Annotated in this window: 11 protein-coding genes; 1 reads left to right on the top strand and 10 read right to left on the bottom strand. The window is 36.5% G+C overall.

Annotation, left to right across the window (positions count from 1 at the left end):
- The 5 genes from BM121_RS17445 to BM121_RS17465 form a co-directional block, all read right to left on the bottom strand.
- Positions 1 to 668: peptidoglycan-binding domain-containing protein (locus BM121_RS17445; protein WP_139220284.1), on the bottom strand; the 668-nt coding region annotated here is incomplete at its 3' end.
- Positions 669 to 793: 125 nt separating this feature from the next.
- Positions 794 to 2,572, bottom strand: a complete 1,779-nt coding sequence (locus BM121_RS17450) for a peptidoglycan-binding protein (RefSeq protein ID WP_091485109.1) — start codon at positions 2,570 to 2,572, stop codon at positions 794 to 796.
- Between the two features lie 21 nt (positions 2,573 to 2,593).
- On the bottom strand, positions 2,594 to 4,393 hold the full coding sequence (locus BM121_RS17455) for a peptidoglycan-binding protein (RefSeq protein WP_091485111.1): 1,800 nt from the start codon (positions 4,391 to 4,393) through the stop codon (positions 2,594 to 2,596).
- Positions 4,394 to 4,571: 178 nt separating this feature from the next.
- On the bottom strand, positions 4,572 to 6,293 hold the full coding sequence (locus BM121_RS17460; protein ID WP_091485112.1) for an ATP-grasp domain-containing protein: 1,722 nt from the start codon (positions 6,291 to 6,293) through the stop codon (positions 4,572 to 4,574).
- Between the two features lie 27 nt (positions 6,294 to 6,320).
- Complete coding sequence (locus tag BM121_RS17465; protein ID WP_091485114.1) at positions 6,321 to 7,361, bottom strand: CapA family protein; 1,041 nt, start codon at positions 7,359 to 7,361, stop codon at positions 6,321 to 6,323.
- Positions 7,362 to 7,545: 184 nt separating this feature from the next.
- On the opposite strand from BM121_RS17465, the gene BM121_RS17470 reads away from it, so the two are divergent.
- Positions 7,546 to 8,472, top strand: a complete 927-nt coding sequence (locus BM121_RS17470; RefSeq protein WP_175495490.1) for a M14 family zinc carboxypeptidase — start codon at positions 7,546 to 7,548, stop codon at positions 8,470 to 8,472.
- Between the two features lie 11 nt (positions 8,473 to 8,483).
- Here the strand turns inward: BM121_RS17470 and BM121_RS17475 are convergent, their stop codons facing one another.
- From BM121_RS17475 to BM121_RS17495, 5 genes are read right to left on the bottom strand one after another with little or no spacing between them, the layout of a single operon-like run.
- The gene (locus BM121_RS17475) at positions 8,484 to 10,127 is read right to left on the bottom strand and encodes an ATP-grasp domain-containing protein (protein ID WP_091485117.1); all 1,644 of its coding nucleotides are present in this window, start codon (positions 10,125 to 10,127) and stop codon (positions 8,484 to 8,486) included.
- Between the two features lie 32 nt (positions 10,128 to 10,159).
- Positions 10,160 to 11,803, bottom strand: coding sequence for an acylphosphatase (locus tag BM121_RS17480; RefSeq protein WP_091485119.1), 1,644 nt, complete (start codon positions 11,801 to 11,803; stop codon positions 10,160 to 10,162).
- A gap of 11 nt (positions 11,804 to 11,814) precedes the next feature.
- Positions 11,815 to 13,200, bottom strand: a complete 1,386-nt coding sequence (locus BM121_RS17485; RefSeq protein WP_091485121.1) for an ATP-grasp fold amidoligase family protein — start codon at positions 13,198 to 13,200, stop codon at positions 11,815 to 11,817.
- Positions 13,184 to 15,832 (bottom strand): glycosyltransferase, encoded by a 2,649-nt coding sequence (locus BM121_RS17490; protein ID WP_091485122.1) that lies wholly within the window; start codon positions 15,830 to 15,832, stop codon positions 13,184 to 13,186. Before BM121_RS17490 ends, BM121_RS17485 begins: the two co-directional genes overlap by 17 nt.
- Positions 15,813 to 18,335 carry a glycosyltransferase gene (locus tag BM121_RS17495; RefSeq protein ID WP_091485124.1) on the bottom strand — a complete coding sequence of 841 codons (2,523 nt, stop codon included), beginning with the start codon at positions 18,333 to 18,335 and terminating at the stop codon, positions 15,813 to 15,815. The genes BM121_RS17490 and BM121_RS17495 overlap by 20 nt, the downstream gene beginning before the upstream one ends.
- Between the last annotated feature and the right edge of the window lies 1 nt (position 18,336).

An 18,336-nucleotide genomic window follows, 5' to 3' on the forward strand; every position in this document is an offset into this window, starting at 1 on the left:
GATCCATAGATCTCATTGATGTTCATGTTTCCATAACCAAGCCATGTTAATAGCCTTTTCAATTCGATCGTATCATCATGAGTTTCGCCTTCCTGGAATGGACTCGAAGAAATATCGTCAATCTTTGCCAAGGTTGCTTCATCTGCTTCCTTGTTCACCTTCAGACCATAATAGGTTTGAAATTCCCCGACACGCTGAGCAGTGAAACTTCCATACGTATCATTAATATTCATTCCACCAAAACCTAAACGAGTTAAATTCTCTTTCAAAGGAATAACCCATGATATATCCTCTTGAACAGTAATGGTTGCTTCTTCTATCTTATCTTCAGAAGTTTTATCTTTCTTAATTTCTTCGGTCTCTTCTTCAACAGGCTCTTGCTTTTCTTTTTCTGAAGTTTCTCCTTGTGAAGCATTCTCTTTATCCCCTTCGGAAACTTCTTTCTCGACACTTTCCTCTTGTTGCTCTTCAACACTCTCTGTACCTTGACTTTTATCTTCAGAAGAACCCTTTTCCGCAGATTCAGACTCTTGTTGCTCCTCTGCAACAACCTCTTTTAATTCATTCGTTTTTTGCGCTTCTTCAGCACTAATAAAACTGGAATTATACAAAGATATCAGCATAGCAAACGTAAATATAAAAAATACTCGGCTTAATGTTGCACCCATGTTTTGATTATCACCTTTCTTTAGCTAAATCGTGATGAACATTCAGCACACGATTTAAACTTATTAAAATAAAGAATTACATTAGAAAAGAGGAGAACTATATACGTTCTCCTCTTTTCAGCAACTTATCGATATTTCGGAATATCAAAAACTAAAATAGGATTGTCTAACTTATCATACATAGATTTAATATTTGAAACCTGCTTGGCCGCCCAGCCCATATCTGTTGCATACTGTGGATATCCTGGTGCTGAAGGATTCCATCGCATTTTATATAACGTATTTTGCTGGTTTTGATTATGAATATAGCTTTCACCGATAAATTTAGCTCCACCAATGATAGCCTTATCAACTGAATCCCAACCTTCTTTATATGCTCTGATAGCACCATCTCTTTTGGCTGATCCATCATACGCACCAATACCAAACATATTATAAACCTCTTCAACATTTGTTAAATCGCTTCGATTACTTGAGTTAACTAGCACTGGGTTTCCACTGCTATTTTCACCAACCTCAATACCCTTGGCTAAATCAGACGTACCATGACCAGTTTCAAGTAATGCATGAGAAATCAAGTAAATTTCATTCACTTCATGTTTTTTCGAAGCTTCAATAAATGCGGAACCTTCCCCATCTAGAACTCCTTTTCCATCTAGTACTCTATTAATCTGAGAACTGGACACATTTGGACTACTAGATAATAGAAGATGTTGGAAATCATCCTGCTTTTGTGGATCGAGATATTGCAAGACATCATTTCGCTTGGCATTTCGCCATGTCCTACCATTAATTTCTGTCCAAGTAGACCCTTTGCTTACTACAGTTACTGAAGATCCACTAGACAAACGATAATACGTATGACTATCTGTTCGTTTGCTTTCATAAATATTTGACACTGCCTTCACAGTTGCGGATAAACTTTTCTTAGAAGCTAGTGAATTATGCACATATAAAGTTTTACCTTTATATTTAATTTCATACCATTCCGTATTTCCACCAACTGAAGTACCTGTTACATTTTTAATATATTCAAATGTTGTACCTCTAGCTAAAGTATACTCCACATTATTCTTTGTAGTATCTGGTGCGCTACGGACATTTACACCTGATCCTGTAATAGAACCGTTTTGCTCAAAATTCAAATTATCTGTTAAGATATATCCATGGCTACTACTATACAAGTCTGTTTGTGGTGGTGTACTCAAACCAAGCTGAAGATTTAGCTGTTCGTTAACAGTCGTATCGTACGGTGTCTCATAATAGATTATTTTACGTTCGAATACTTCAGTGAGTTTTTCAATGGTTAATTTATCGAGAATTCCTGAGACAGGTAATTCCATATCTCCTTGGAATTCCTTAACCTTCTGCTCACTAAAAGAACCAAACGTTTCATTTACGTTAATATAGCCATAACCAATTTTATTGAGCATCTCTTTAAACTTAATCATATCTTCATGCTCTTTACCATTCTGATAAGGGCTATTGTAAATCTGATCAATATGAGATTCTGTTACCGGATCTACGATACCGTTTGCTTTTAACCCATAAAGTGATTGGAACTCACTCACACGCTTTGCTGTATAGGAACCATACGCTTCATTAATGTTCATTCCACCAAAGCCAATGCGTTTAAGCTTTTCTTTTAGAGTACTAACAGAACTATGAGATTCTCCTTCTTGAAACGGAGTATCAACAATCTCATTTAGAAGCTCCACTGTTTGCGGATCAGCTACACCAGTAGCACGTAAATCATAGTAATCCTGGAACTGGCTAACACGTATTGCAGTAAAGTTGCCGTAGATTTCATTGATGTTCATATTACCGAAGCCTAATTTCGTTAAGCCCTCTTTCAAGGAAATCACATTTGAATCAGTTTTCCCTTGGTAAAATGATACTCTCAATAATTCGTCTATCTTTTCCGGCTACCAGTTGTTTCCATAACCAAGCCATGTTAATAGCCTTTTCAATTCGATCGTATCATCATGAGTTTCGCCTTCCTGAAATGGGCTATCCGCTATTTCATATAGTAATTCAACGGTTTGATAATCAGCTACACCTGTAACACGTAAACCATAATAGTCTTGGAACTGACGCACACGCGTCTCGGTAAAGTTACCATATACCTCGTTGATGTTCATGTTACCGAAGCCTAGGGTAGTAAGTTTTCGCTTTAATTCCACCACACCTGGATGTTCATTTCCTACTTGGAATACGGTATCTATCATTTCACTCAGCAGGTTCCATGTCTGTTCATCAGCAATACCGTTATCCTTCAACCCGTGATCGCGTTGAAATTGGCGTACACGTGTTTCGGTAAACGATCCATAGATCTCATTGATATTCATGTTTCCATAACCAAGCCATGTTAACAGATTTTTCAATTCGATCGTATTTTCATGGGTTTCGCCTTCCTGGAACGGGCTATTGACAACCTGATTGAGTTTCTCCACCGTTTGCGGATCAGCTACACCTGTAGCACGTAAACCGTAGTAGTCTTGAAACTGGCTAACACGTGTCTCAGTAAAGTTTCCATAAATTTCATTGATGTTCATATTACCAAAGCCTACTTTGGTTAAGCCCTCTTTTAGAGAAACCACATCGGAATCAGTTTTTCCTTGATAAAATGACACTTTCAGTAACTCATCGATCTTTTTCAAGGTTTTCTGATCTACCTGGCCGGTAGCCGATAATCCATAATTAGCTTGGAATTGGCGTACTCTTGTCTCAGTAAAATTACCATACACCTCGTTGATGTTCATGTTACCGAAGCCTAAGGTAGTAAGGTTTCGCTTCAATTCCACCACACCTGGATGTTCATTTCCTACTTGAAATACAGTATCTACTATTTCACGCAGCTTGTTCCATGTTGGTTCATCTGCAATTCCGTGATCTTTCAAGCCATGATCACGTTGAAATTGTTGTACACGTGTCTCAGTAAACGAACCATAGATCTCATTGATGTTCATGTTTCCATAACCAAGCCATGTTAGCAGCTTTTTCAATTCGATCGTGTCTTCATGAGTTTCGCCTTTCTGGAATGGACTCGACAAAATATCGTCAAGTTTTGCCAAGGTTGCTTCATCTGCTTCCTTGTTCACATTCAGACCATAGTAGGCTTGAAATTCTCCAACACGCTTAGCAGTAAAGTTGCCGTATGTATCATTGATGTTCATGCCGCCAAAGCCTAAACGTGTTAAGTCCTCTTTAAAAGGAGTAACCCATGAAGTATCTTGCATGGTGGTTGCTTCAGCAGAGAAAGTAGAAGGTTCTTCTGTCTCATCCTCAGAAGACGTGTCATCTTCTGTGTTTTCTTCAGAAGTCTCGTTTTCTGTATTTTCTTTGCTAGTAGAGGTATCTTCCTCGGTTTCCTCAGTCACTTCAGCATTCTCTTTTTCTTCAGAATGAGTTGCTTCTTCAGATTCCTTATCTTCCTCTTCCTCTACTTCAGATGATTCTTCATCAACATCTTCTTCTGAGGATTTGTCTGACGACTCAGTATCTTCACTCGTTTCTTCTTTTACCTCATCGTTTTCAGAATCATTAGTTTCCTCTTGATTCGTTTCAGAAGTTGTTTCTTGTTCTTCTTCATTCTCTACTACATCTTCAGTAACTTCCTCCGAGGTATTAGCTAGTACTGCATCCATGCTAATAGAAACATTCGCTACTAACAAAACTACTATTATTGCTAGCGTAACTAATACTCTATTAAGTTGTATTTGCATTCGAACGAATCACTCCCTTTTGTTTTATTTATTAGATTACTATTTGAACTATTGTTCATTAGTAATCTTCCTTCTGTGAATAAAGTACTACAAATCTAGTACATTACTTATTATGACATTTTTTTCATGTTATTCAAATAGGACTTTCTGTCTATTTTTTCTAAAAATTCACCTGTTATTATTTCCTTTTCAACATACGAGAAACAACACGTAATGGTTTAGTGGCTGTTCTTGACGTTCTATTTTTGAATCTAGCTTCTTTTTGTGTTGCTTTCGTCGTATTTTTATTAAGTGAAGTTGATGTCTTTTTGTTCGTTGTTTTTTTCTTTGAAACAGACTTCTTACTGCCTTCAGTCAACTTTAAAGGAAAATAGCCATCTATATTCGGATCATTTGGATTTTTAGTTACCTTAATGTCATCTGAAACGACTTTTTTAGAAGCTTTACTACCTTTACCTTTATTGGAAGTTGTACTACTTTTTTTAGAAGTATTACGGTTCATATTTATTGTGCTAAATCCGATTCTCACTGGTGACTTTCTTACTTTCTCGGACAATTGTATGTTTTTATATTTTGCTTTTACATCTTTTAGAAGGGTTTGAATATCCTCACTGGTACCTACTAATACGAGCGAACTTTTACTAGCACCAATTCCTTTCATATAACCATTTAATTGATACCTGCGTGCGCGCAAGGAACAAAATTTACTCATTTGCTCCTTTTCGGATACACCGGTTAGTTCATAACGTTTTAAAATAATTTCACTTTCTGGATATGTTGGTAAAGTAAATTCACCACAAACTCCCTCAACAAAGGATTTGTAAATTATATCAAAATCAAAAAACAATTTATTTTCCACTTGCTGTCCTTTCGTCTCAGGAAAGTAAAAGTCAATTACTTCCTTTGGAATATCACGAGCTTTACCCTGCATAGGAAACATGTGTGCACGAATATGAGGCCTTGAGTTCACTTCGATTACATAGCCATGTTCCTGGTTGTCATCAATTATCATGTCTACGCCACCTTGGATTAAACCAGGAATAGCTTTAGCAGCATCCACAGCAATTTGCTTTATACTATCCTTAAAAAAGTCTGTCGCATCTGTTGGATCCCCACCTGACGAAACATTATTTTTCGTGTTAAGATAAACCTTTTCTCCCTTCCCGGGCACACTCTTAAAATCATATTGTTTCTCTTCTAAAAGGACTTTTGCTTCCTTATTCAAGAGAATTTTAGATCTTCCTTTCAAAGCGGGGTTCTGTCCTCTTAATTTATTTTTCTTCGCAACAAGTTGCTCTATAGATGATTTTCCATCACCTATCACATTGGCACGATCTCTTGTAAATGCTCCAATCACTTTACCGTCTAATACATATAACCGGTAATCTTTACCTTCTACATACCGTTCTATTATTATATTATTAACATTTAAATCTGTTTTTAAATAGTCAATGGAAGATAGTAATGCTTCCTTATTCTGAATACCTGTAATAACACCTTTACCACCTGTTCCGTCAACTGGTTTGACTACAAGGGGATAACCTAATTCATCGCCATACTTTACATAGTCCCCCTCTGTTGCTTCGGAGTTAAATTCTTTTCCTACAGGTGTTGGAACGTTATGTTTTAGTAGTACATCTTTCGTTTTATTCTTATCTTTACATGTTAATATAGCTTCTCTCGGTACTAAATCTCCTCTAGCCACTGAAAAAACATGTTCTTTTTCACCATTAGAAATAGTATAGGTTAATTCTGATTTTCTTCTGTTTTCATTTATAAATTTTATTTTTAAGCCTCTGCGCCATGCTTCCAAAACCACGGTATAACTACTCACCGTATAACCCCAAGCATCTTCTGGAATAGAAGATTCAAGGTGTGCTAAATATTGTGGTTGTTCCATCTTAATCCCCCCTAAAGTTTCTATTATTTATTTTACTTTCAGTTCAGGCATCCATTTTGTAACGACAGATTTCATTTTTTCAAATGCTTCCTCACTACTAAATTCGCCCATATGTGTTTTAATTGTTTTGTTTTCAGCCATATACTCACTTAGCTTATGCATTTTAAAACCATCATACATATCTGTAAATGTTAAGGTGAAAGTTGGGTCTGTAAATTTAATGGGACTGTTATCATCCGGCTTCTCGATACCGATATTCAAAAAACCTCCTATTTGTCGAAAAACTCCTTTTTGACCAGAAAAAAAGTTCCCCAACGAATAAGCAACAAACGTATCCCAACCTCTGGAATCAAATAAATATTCCATCGGTTGTAATACATGAGGATGATGTCCAAGTATTACGTCTGCTCCGGCATCTGCTATTGACTTTGAAATTTCTTGCTGATCAGCTGTTGGAATAAAGTGATATTCTTTGCCGAAATGACAAGAAACAATTAATACATCCACTAATTTTCTTGTTTTTATCTTTCTAAGTCTTTTACAAATTTTAACAACATTTGCATTGTCGAAAGAATCAATAATCCATGGTTTACCTTGAGGAACTTTAACGCCGGCCATACGTTTAGTAATAGATACAAATCCTATTCTTAAGCCATTTTTATGAATAACTCTTAGTGTATTAAAATCTTCCTCTGATTTATATGCCCCTACGTACGGAAGGTTACTCTTTTCCCAATTTTTTATAGATTCATAGATACCTTCTTCACCTTTATCAAGTGTATGATTATTTGCTATAGTTACCATATCTACACCGAACTCTTTCAATGTATCACTTATTTCAGCTGGACTATTGAATTTAGGAAAGTCTGAATAGCCAATTTTTTCACCACCAATTATGGATTCCTGATTTACAATGTTAAGATCTGTTTCATTGAATAAATCTCTCACATTCTCCATTTGTGGTGTGAAATTAAACTGATCGTTCTCTTGTTTTGCCTTCTCTATTAAACGTAAGTGTAATAATATATCTCCTGTTGCACCTAATCTAAAACTTCTTGTTTGACTCATATAAACACATCCTCATCTATAATAACTCAAGCTTATTCGTGAATTTAGTCACTATTACCATAGTACTATCTTTTAAAAATATCCACAACTATGGATTTCTAGGCATTTATGATATTCTTATATGACTTGCAATTTTGTTTATTTTATTAATTATCGTACATTCTTCATAAAGGAGTTTTCAAGCATGAACCCCCTTCAATATTTCCAATTGAAACTAACGGAAAGAAAGTATAAAACCCTAGATAGTTTCATCCCATTCACACTAACAGAGCAAGTCGAATACCAACCATATAATGAAGTAGAAAATAGAATTCAAAAATTTAAATGTTATACTGAAATCGGAAAAGATGCTAGTGGCAAATACGGCATGTATTTAGTTGAATTAGGAAATAAAGCAAAACCAAAAATAATGATATTATCATGTTTACATGGTACAGAGTGGCAATCAACCCAATTTAGTTTGAAGTTTATGGAGCAATTAGAGAATGATACTTTTCCAGACCATAAGTTTAGACAATATATATTGAGTCAATTTCATATTCTGTTTATACCAGTAGCTAATCCGTGGGGGTATAATCATACAACACCCTTGTCTAGATACAAAGGCAGAAAAAATGCTAATAAAGTAAATCTAAATCGTGATTTTTATGATTTTACCCAAGAAGAATCACAACATATAAAAAAGGTGATTGATAAATACAAGCCATTTTTTTACCTTGACTGTCACCTTATGGCTCCACGTAAAGATGGTGGACAAAATTATCAGGATATGATCGTTGGTAATGTAGATCATGAATCAGATCTATACCGGGATTTTATTGCCAAATCTCTATCTGTTTATGCAAATCGAGAAGTTGAGCAATGGAATCAACACAATAACCGTGAGCACAATGGCTTATCCAGACGTTATTTATTTAACAAACCTAATCCTTTTACACCTAATTCTTTCCCTTTTATACTTGAGCTTTATCGCCCTGTAAAGAATAAAGACGGAATTGTGGCGTACCTTACTGATCAGGAAATCTATCAATTTGGTATCGGAGCCATGTATTTATTCTTTAAATCCGCTATACATTATTACCTTACTAATAATAAAAAAAAGATCAAGTGATTAGAAATGATCTAATCACTTGATTTTGTCTTTTTTTCTAGCTTGCGTAAAAATTCAGTATAACGCCAGGAACGACTTATCTTAATTTTAATATTTTCTTTTTCTAGACGTCGTTTATCTTTTCTCATCTTGTGTATTTCTCTTTCATATTTTTTAATAACTGTATTAATATTTTTCGTACTAATTGATTCCATCTCTTCACTAATCTCGAATCCAATTCGTACTGGTTGATAAAAGTTTTCTTCCGTAACTTTCTTTACTTCAGCTATATTGTCTACATTTGAAATAACTTGCTTAAACTTATTTATAACTGACTTGTCTGTGCCAGAAACAATAATTTCTATTTCATTTTCTGTTAGCGTTGTGATATAACCACTTAAATTCAGATCAATAGCTGCATGTTTAATATATCTGTGATATCGGATGCGATTCACTTTGCCTACTGCAACATAACGCTTTTGATATATTTCTCCAACTAGAGCTGGAGCAACTTCTACTTCTTCAGCTGATCGATTCTGCAGTGGTGCTAATACCGTGTTGAAATCAAAGTATATTTTCTCACGATCCGTTTTAATATCCTTCGTTTCTGGAAAGTAATAATCCACGATAGCAGAAGGAATATCTCTTGCGCGACCTTTCATTGGAAAAAGTATTCCACCTATCTGTGCAGTAGGGTTTAATTCAATTACAACCGCAGCTTGATCAATCGGCTTGTTTAAATCAACAATGATATCAACACCACCATGATATAAACCTGGAATCGCATGTACCGCATTAATCGCAATTTCTTTAAATTCTTCTGGAATTTCATCCGTGACATCAACTGGATCTCCACCAGCAGAGACGTTTGTTTTTTCCATTAGCAGAATTTTTTCATCTTTTTTCGGAATGCTGTCCAGCTGATAACCACTACCCTCAATAAATTCCAATGTTTCCTGATCAATATCAATTAAACAACTGAATAATCGTGCATTTTTTCTTCTTTGTTCATTCTTCAAATGAATCAATTCTTCAATGGTATGTTCATCATCGCCTATGATATTAGCGGGCAAGCGATTATAAGCTGCTACTACTTTATCCTCTACCACATAGACACGATACTCTTCACCCGGCATATACTGTTCCACGATTATATCGCCATAGCCCAACGTACCTCTAACGTAATGGATCGCCTTCTTTAATTCAGAAGAATTTTTTATGTTGGTAATTACTCCATTGCCCAGACTACCATTCGTTGGCTTTAAAACGAGTGGGTAACCAATTTTTTCGCCATAGGCTATAATTGCTTCTTCACCAGTATCTTCCAAGAACTCTTCTCCTGCAGGTACAGGTACACCAGCATTAGCTAACCAGTGTTTTGTTTCATTCTTATCAGATCCTATTTCGACCGCTTCATCTGATACTTTATCCCCTCGAGTTCTAAAGAAATGATGGGTTTTTTCACCCGAACTTAGGGAAAATAACCTTCCTGGTGGATTAACCCCGAAAGTAATCATATCGTCAAATTTACCTGAGTCTATGGTATACCATTTTAAGGTTAATCCTCTTCGCCAACCTTCAAGCGCTACTGCATAAGCGCATAATTTCGTTTTCCGTGCTCCACGAACAATTTCATTGGTAAGATGCGGCAATGATATTGCTTCATTATTTTTCATAGTTTTTCCTCCACATGCTAATCGAAAATGTACTAGTCATTATTTCGATTGGATACGCGATAAAACATTTTCACTACATCTGATACCTTTCGAAAAGGATAGGTAACTTTCCATGACTTACTTTTATGATAACTAATATATCTGGTTTCTAGTCGCTTCAATTCTTTCTTCGTCATGTTCATTTCATCATTTAATTCTTTCAAGTATTCTAACTGTGTCTTATAATCTGCTTTAATTTCAAATCCTATCTTCACAGGCTCATCCCATAGTTCTTCCTGAATATCTTCTACTGTCGATCTTTCAGGATCCTCTTTTATTGAGTCTTTGAACTCTTGCAACATTTCTTCACTGTTACTAATAACAACTATTTCTATTCGTCCGTCATATAATTTGCTAATAAATCCACTTATTCTTCTTTCAAATGCTTGCTTTCTTAACCCTCTGTGATAATCAATACCATGAACATCACCTGAGACAATAAATTTTCTACCGTAAACTTTCCCTTTTGGCGATTTTGACACTTTTGCAACAGTGGCTACCTTTGAAATTAGCGGTTCTAGCATATCTCCTAAATCAAAATAGAGACTTGTCTGCTTGTCTGTATTTTTTGTTTCAGGAAAATAGTAATCAATAATAGTAGCCGGGACATCCCGGGCCTGTCCTTTCATCGGGAATATAAGAGACCCTATTTGAGCAGTAGGATTAATTTCTAATACGAACGGAGTGTTCTCTTCGGCATCTTTCTGCTCAATAATATCTACCGCTCCATGTGATAATCCTGGTATGGCCTTTAGTGCATCCACCGCAGCTTGTTTCACCTTTTCATCCAGTTCATCTAAAACGTCAATTGGGTCGCCGCCAAGTGATATATTAGACTTATTAGTAAGATAAAGTTGTTCGTCTGCTGGTAGTACTTCATCAAAATGATAGCCTTGATTTAATACGTAATCGATAAGCTCTTGATTAATTTTTATCGGACAACTGATTAATCGTGGATTTTCTTTCCGCATTTCATTTTTTTGATCAATTAATTGCTTAATCGTATTCTCACCGTTACCGAGTATATTCGCTGGGATTCTTTTAATAGCACCGACCACTGTATCATCAACGACATATAATCGATAATCTTCACCTTCGATAAATTGTTCGACCAGAAGATCATCTTCCAAGTCTTGTTTCACCTTATTAACAGCAGTCTGAAGTTCTGGTACTGCCTTAATATTCGTATAAACTTGATTACCAAAGCTTCCGTTTACCGGTTTTACCACAACGGGATAGCCTATACTTTCTACATATTCGTTTATTTCTTCGATCGTACTATCCTTAGAAAATGTCTTACTTAAAGGTGTAACGATATTATTTGTTAATAGGTTTTCTTTTGTTGTTTCTTTATCTGAACCAGCCGTGACCGCTTCATTACTAACCTTATCCCCTCTACTTTTAAAGAAGTAATGGGTTTTATCCCCTAAGCTTAGAGAAAATAATTTACCTGGCTTTTCTGTTGCCCAGGTTTTCATATCTTTAAATTTTTCTGAATCTTTTACATGCCATCTTAATTCTAAGCCTCTTCTCCAACCTTCAAGCGCAATGACATATGCATCTAATTCCGATCCTCGTGCATCGGTAACAATTTCACTTGATAGATATGGAAGCCAACTTGTATTCTGATCTTGCATAAAGATGCCTCCTACATTTTCTCTTCCTGTTGTAAAGACTTGATCATTTCATCATAATATCGAAATGTTTTTTTGTCTATTAAATCTTGAAATAGACGTGATTCCGCTTCTGTAAAGTACTCACCTAACCAACTATCTGTTACTTGATTAAAGTCATCAAAATTACCTGGTTTTGGTGTGAATTCACCAAACACCATTTCTTCATCTGTTTTCAGGAAATCAATTCGAATAAATGGTGCCGGGATTTCTTTACTAATTGATTCAGCAAGTTCAATTTCCTGATGTGAGACTCCTGTACCTTTGAACAATTCATTTTCATATCTTCCGGTAGATATTCTTATAGCATCTCTTGTCCACCAGCAATACCTTAATGCCGGATATCTTTCTATTTCTAAAACTAATGCGACTTTACCATAAAAACAATAAAATTTGATGTCTTTGGCTGCCCGCTCTTCTTCTTTACCTATTAGTTCTTCTATCGACCATTGATCTTCCTCAACCCAATTGCGATCTAAATCTTGGCTCATATGTTCTCTCAGAGCTTCGATACCTTTTATTACTTTTTTCCTGCGTACATCCTGAATATATTCTGCATGAAAAACCAGATATACCCCGCGAGATCCAGCTCCATTGACTGGTTTTATCACACTTTTTTCTTGCAGTGGTACATGATCAATAGAATATGTCTGCTCTTCAAACCATGGCCTTCTTATTTTTAATAAATCGCTGAATTTATATGCTAGTCTTTTATCATCTAACAAGATTTCCGGCATTACTTTATTCATACGCCATTTTTTTGATTGGGAAACGAGACTTGCCTGAAACGATGATTTTACCTTGGCAGAAGGAAAATCATCTAGATCTCTTAGCATAAATTCAGGTGTTTCTTCCAATGTTAAATTCGCCAGTATTTTCTGATAGAGATAATCTGTGATCTCAACATTTTCATTGTTCTTATATAAATGAGCTACTGCTCTTAATCCATGATTTAAATCTTGATTTACCTTCTGCTTCTTTGCTATCAGCATATCCAACAAAGAATCTATTTCAGCAACTTGTGCACCTTGCTTTATTATACTCTCGATTTTCGTTCTTTCAAGATCTTTTTCTGACAAAATCTGTGTAAATTTTTCTTTCACAGCGTTTTTTTCCTTTTCTTGTTCAAGTTCTATTTGTAAATTCTCGATTTGTTGGGTTAATGTTTGTTTTTTTGGTTGCTTTTCATAAGAAGGTAACTTGTTTGCTGCCTTCCATTTCTTACTGTCCTTTAATTTCTCTGTTTCTTTGGTTGTTTGTTTATGTTGCTTTTTCATATAGGCTAATTCTGCTTCTTTCTGTATGAGCTGTTGAATCGGTTCACGGTCGTGATTCTCTTTATGATCAGTGATGATTATCACCTACTTCCGCAATAGTTGGTAATAAATGAGGCTCCAGCCGATCAGCATGTAAAGAATAGCCGAATTGTTCCTCAACGAATTGCAATGCTTTAGCGACTTGCCTTTCATATAACTCCGCGTCTTCCATTAATTGCTTCACTTTAGCCTGAACTTGATCTGGTTCTGCATAAATCGCCGCATCCTTAAACAAGTTTTTATAGCTTGGCGAGATCACCACTGGCACACCTGCTGCCATCGCTTCGAAAATCACCCTGCCAAATGCTTCGACCCAGCCTGGATGTGTATAATAAACAAATACATCTATTTCTTGCAGAAAGTCTTTCGGTTCAATTTCACCGAATTCATGTACCATCCAATTTTGCGGGATCTGGCCCAACAGCTTTTCTGGTACTTGGGCGCCACCTAACACATGAATTTCAAATTCCTTGGACTCCGGATAAATGGTTAATAATTCTTCTGTATCATTCGGCCATTTTACATATTGAGCTCTTGAATGCCGGCCTATTTTAATTCGCCCTTGTCTAGCTGGTCGTTCTGTTCTTTTCCATTCTGCTACATTTATAATGTTTACCCAATCTTCCGGTGCTACAGTAATGGCAGCTAAATGCTTCTGATGATGTTCTTCAAGCGCTTCTCTTACAGAAGGCCCAATCGGATACCATATTGCCTTCTTTCCAAAATAATGCTTCAACCGCTTGGCACATGTTCTTATATTATATAAGGCTGCTTCTGTTTTTGTATAATCTCTTTTGGGTGGTTGATTAACGATCACCTTGATACTTTTCGCTTCTACATCCGGCACATATTTCTGCCACTCCTGCAAAACAGGCGGATGACGGACAATTAAAACATTGCAGGTAACCTTTTCCCCGTATCCAATCATTTGTACATGCTTTCCATCAATCTGTTCACGCACTTTCGGATTAATCATCTGGGCAGAATGTAAATCATGCCGGTAGAGCTGGATTAAACCTGTTTTTAAGCCAAGTTCCTTTTGCGCTTTTATTTCTTCGATGTTTGACATGTTAGTCCCACCGAGTAACCTGAATTCTGAAACAATGATCACATCAAAATGACGCCTGTTGTCATGTGATTTTGCTTCACGAACCGGCCACATTGGCTCTGGTACAGCGAATGGTCTCTCTGTCATGGGAAATGGATAATATACGTCCTGATGTGTTTGATGGTAATGCGTATAAGCGTCTAAATATTCTTTTCTGACACCCATAAAGTATCCGTGGTAGCCAAACACACTGTTAGCAGTCAGCGAACCACTGGATTGACGTTGAAATGCACATGGTCCAGTTTTTACGTCAACTACCGCCTCTTTACCAAAGGCCTTTATTAAACGCTTTTTAAACTCACCATCCGCCCCAAATCTGATACTGTCCCAATAACCAATTCTTTCAAGGGCTATCTCTCTTCTGAACATTAATGAAGACATATTAGCAAAAAGATACTCTCCTGGTTTGCCCCGTCTATGAAATTGTAAATCTTCCGTAACTCTCGCCTGTTGTGAGGTATTGGCGATAACATGTTCATTCTCTAGTAAGTGTTTTACTTGAATCTCCATTTTTTCCGGATGTGACCAATCATCAGCATCATGGACCGTCACAAATTCACCTGTTGCTTGTTGTAGAGCTCTATTTCTTGCTATATATGCTCCGGCATTTTCACTGTTTTTTAACAGCTTAATCCGTTGATCCTTCTGCACATACTGTTCCACTACTTGAACCGTATTATCCGTGCTACAATCATCTACGACTAGGACTTCAAGTTTCGACCATGTTTGGTTAATAATCGAGTCTAATGCTGTTTGTACAGTCTTTTCCGCATTGTAAACGGGGATGATAACCGTTACGACTGGTCTCTCATCATGTTGTGCTAATTGATCTGTTACTTGAATCGAATCATATAACGTCCTATCCTGGTGACTTTGTTCAAGTGTGATTGGTTTTAGTTGATCAAGCGCTAATGCTTGATTGATCCACTCCACTTTCTTGTCACTGATTGTTTCTGTAGAAGCCATTGCTAAATACAGATCTGGGTGCTCCTGCATTTCAATTTGGTCTAATAGCAGTTGTTTCGCTTTATCGTGTTCTTCCAAATGTAGTAATGATTCTGCTTCCAGAATCGTTACTCTCCTGGACCATTCCTTCGAGAGTGTATATTTTTTTAACACGTCCAGATAGGAAAGTGCTTGCTCAGCTGCAGATACCGTATATTGGTTGGCGTACCAAACAGCAAGTTCCATGGCAGCATTTTTTCTATCATAGGGATTGTTTGTTTTTTCTACTATTTGCTTTAATTCTGGTATTACAGTTTCATAAAACCCATATTCATATAAAGAACGTTTCCATTTTTTGATTTTTTGCTTCGCTTTTTTTTGCATTTGTTTTTTGTCAAAGGTCTGTTTGACTGTCTTTTTTCCTGTTGCTATCGCTTTGGCATTTTTCATCCACGTAAATCCGGATCTGATAGCTCTATTTTGATCGATACGATTAAATGTTGCTAATACCTGGCGATATTCCTGCCTATGTTGAATATATTGGTCTTTTTCCTTCTCTAACATGGCTTCTACTTCCAGTAACTTTTGCTCCACTTCCATTTGATTATGATCTTTTCTGGTCATGAAGATCTGGCTCCAATCTTACAAAGTGCATCTGATAACCAAATTGTTGTTCTACAAATTGTTGTGCTTTAGTTACTTGGCTGCTGTATAACTCCTGATCCTGCATTAATTGTTGCACTTTATCCTGGACTTGATCTGGATCTGCATAAATCGCTGCATCTTTAAACAGGTTCTTGTAACTTGGTGAGATGATCACTGGCACGCCCGCTGCCATTGCTTCAAAAATCACCCGTCCAAAGGCTTCGACCCATCCTGGATGTGTATAATAAACGAAAACATCTATTTCTTTCAAAAATTCTTCCGGCTCTATTTCACCGAATTCATATACTTTCCAATTGGCAGGAATTTGACCAAGTACTTTCTTTGGTACTTGTGCGCCTCCTAAGACATGGATTTCATATACATTTGATTCCGGATATATGGTTAATAGCTCGTTTGGATCATTTGGCCATTTTACATATTGTGATCGTGAATGACGTCCTATTTTAATGGGACCTTGTCTAGTTGGTCGATCTGTTCTTTTCCATTCTGCTACATTAATAATATTTAGCCAATCTTCAGACGCGAGATTAATAGTTGCTATATCTTCCTTGTGATAAGTTTCTAATGCTTCTCTTACGGATGGACCAATTGGATACCATGTTCCTTTATTACCAAAATACTCCTTTAACCTATTTACCGATGTCGGGATATCATATAATGCTTCTTCATCAATCGTGTAATCTCTTTTTGGTGGCTGATTGACAATTACCTTTATCGTTTTAGCCTCAACATCTGGTAAATGTTTTTGCCAGTCCTGCAACACAGGCGGATGACGAACGATTAGTACATCACAGCTTACCTTTTCACCATAAACTACCATTTGTGCTTGTTTACCATCTATTTGTTCGCGTACTTTTGGATTAAGTGTTGTAACTGAATTCAAATCATATCTGTACATTTGGATAAGCCCTGTCGTTAACCCTAATTCTTTTTGCGCCTTTATTTCCTCGATATTAGATGCATTGGTGCCACCAAGCAGTCTGAATTCTGATGCAATAATGACATCAAAATGCCTTCTTTTATTTTTCTGACGTTCAGGTAGCATTGGCTCCGGAATGGGAAAGGCTCTTTTCTCCAGAGGAAACGGATAATATAAATCAGTTGCGTGTTCATGATGATATAATTGTGATTCTAAGTAATCTTTCCTTGCTCCCATGAAATAACCTGGAAAACCAAAGGCAGAGCTTGCAGTTAGCGATGTCTCTGTTTGTCTTTGGAAAGATAATGGCGCTGTTTTCAGTTCTACAACACTCTTCTCTCCAAATGCTTGCCTCACTCGTCGAACAAATTCGGAGTCTCCTCCAAATCGCACACTATCCCAAAAGCCAATAGCTTTCATTACTGGCTCTCTACGGAACATAAACGACGACATATTAGAAAAAACATACTGTCCAAATTTCCCTCTACGATAAAATGTCATATCTGTTGTAGCTCTAACCTGTTGTGAGAAATTAGCCATGATGGATGTATGTTTGATTAAATGATCCACTTGTGTGGCAATCTTCTCTGGGTGTGACCAGTCATCTGCATCATTTACCGTTACAAACTCGCCAGTAGCATGTTGTAAAGCAGTATTTCGTGCTACATACGCTCCGGAATTCCGGCTGTTTTGCATTAATTTAATGCGGTTATCCTCTTTTAAATAGTTTTCAATGATTTCTAATGTATGATCCGTACTGCAGTCATCTACTACAATCATTTCAAGGTTTTGCCACGATTGTGCTGTCAAGGAACGCAATGTCGTTAAAATCGTATCTTCTGCATTATAGGTTGGTACAATAATCGTTACTTTAGACTGATTAATCTGTTCTGACTGGCCTTCATCTGGCTTAATCGAATCATACGTTGTAGTTGCTCTGCTGTCAGTAAATCTGATAGGTGTATTTTGATAACCAGAATAAATAGTATTGATCCATTTCAGTTTCTCTTCGTGATCATCTGCTACATTTGCTAATGCCAAATAAAGGTCGTCATGCTGTTCCTGCTTAAGAGCTTTTAATAATATATCTTTTGCCTGCTCTTTTTTATCCCATGTTACTAATGCTTCAGCAGCCATGATCGCATACTTACGGTTTAGGACACTATCTTTCTCACCCTTGGCAAGCTCACGGATAATCATCAGGCTTTGTTTAGCCTGTTCTTTATCGTATTTATTGGCATGCCAAAGACTCAATTCACGACCTGATAATTTCTTTAAAAATCGATCTTCTGTAGCTTGATACAGGCTAGATAAATCTTCTAAACCTTTTTCTGTAAAGCCCATACCGTATAATTTATTTCTGATTCGATCAACTTTTTGTAATTGCGATCTTTTTTTACCAGGTTTAATAACCTTTTTAAGCATTGCTTTTTGTTTATCGGTTAGCAAACTGGTTAAAAACTCTTTTTGTTTCGTATTCATTTTCTTATAAAGGATCCAATCTGCTGTCGCAAAAAGTTTATTCTTTACTGTTCTTATCATT

The organism is Gracilibacillus orientalis (genome assembly GCF_900114645.1).
GTDB classification, from domain to species: domain Bacteria; phylum Bacillota; class Bacilli; order Bacillales; family Amphibacillaceae; genus Gracilibacillus; species Gracilibacillus orientalis.

What these genes read in the sequence shown, in the direction of transcription:
- BM121_RS17455 (WP_091485111.1), bottom strand. Translation starts at nt 4,393, where the DNA reads ATGCAAATACAACTTAATAGAGTATTAGTTACGCTAGCAATAATAGTA.
- BM121_RS17460 (WP_091485112.1), bottom strand. Translation starts at nt 6,293, where the DNA reads ATGGAACAACCACAATATTTAGCACACCTTGAATCTTCTATTCCAGAA.
- BM121_RS17465 (WP_091485114.1), bottom strand. Translation starts at nt 7,361, where the DNA reads ATGAGTCAAACAAGAAGTTTTAGATTAGGTGCAACAGGAGATATATTA.
- BM121_RS17470 (WP_175495490.1), top strand. Translation starts at nt 7,546, where the DNA reads ATGAACCCCCTTCAATATTTCCAATTGAAACTAACGGAAAGAAAGTAT.
- BM121_RS17475 (WP_091485117.1), bottom strand. Translation starts at nt 10,127, where the DNA reads ATGAAAAATAATGAAGCAATATCATTGCCGCATCTTACCAATGAAATT.
- BM121_RS17480 (WP_091485119.1), bottom strand. Translation starts at nt 11,803, where the DNA reads ATGCAAGATCAGAATACAAGTTGGCTTCCATATCTATCAAGTGAAATT.
- BM121_RS17490 (WP_091485122.1), bottom strand. Translation starts at nt 15,832, where the DNA reads ATGACCAGAAAAGATCATAATCAAATGGAAGTGGAGCAAAAGTTACTG.
- BM121_RS17495 (WP_091485124.1), bottom strand. Translation starts at nt 18,335, where the DNA reads ATGATAAGAACAGTAAAGAATAAACTTTTTGCGACAGCAGATTGGATC.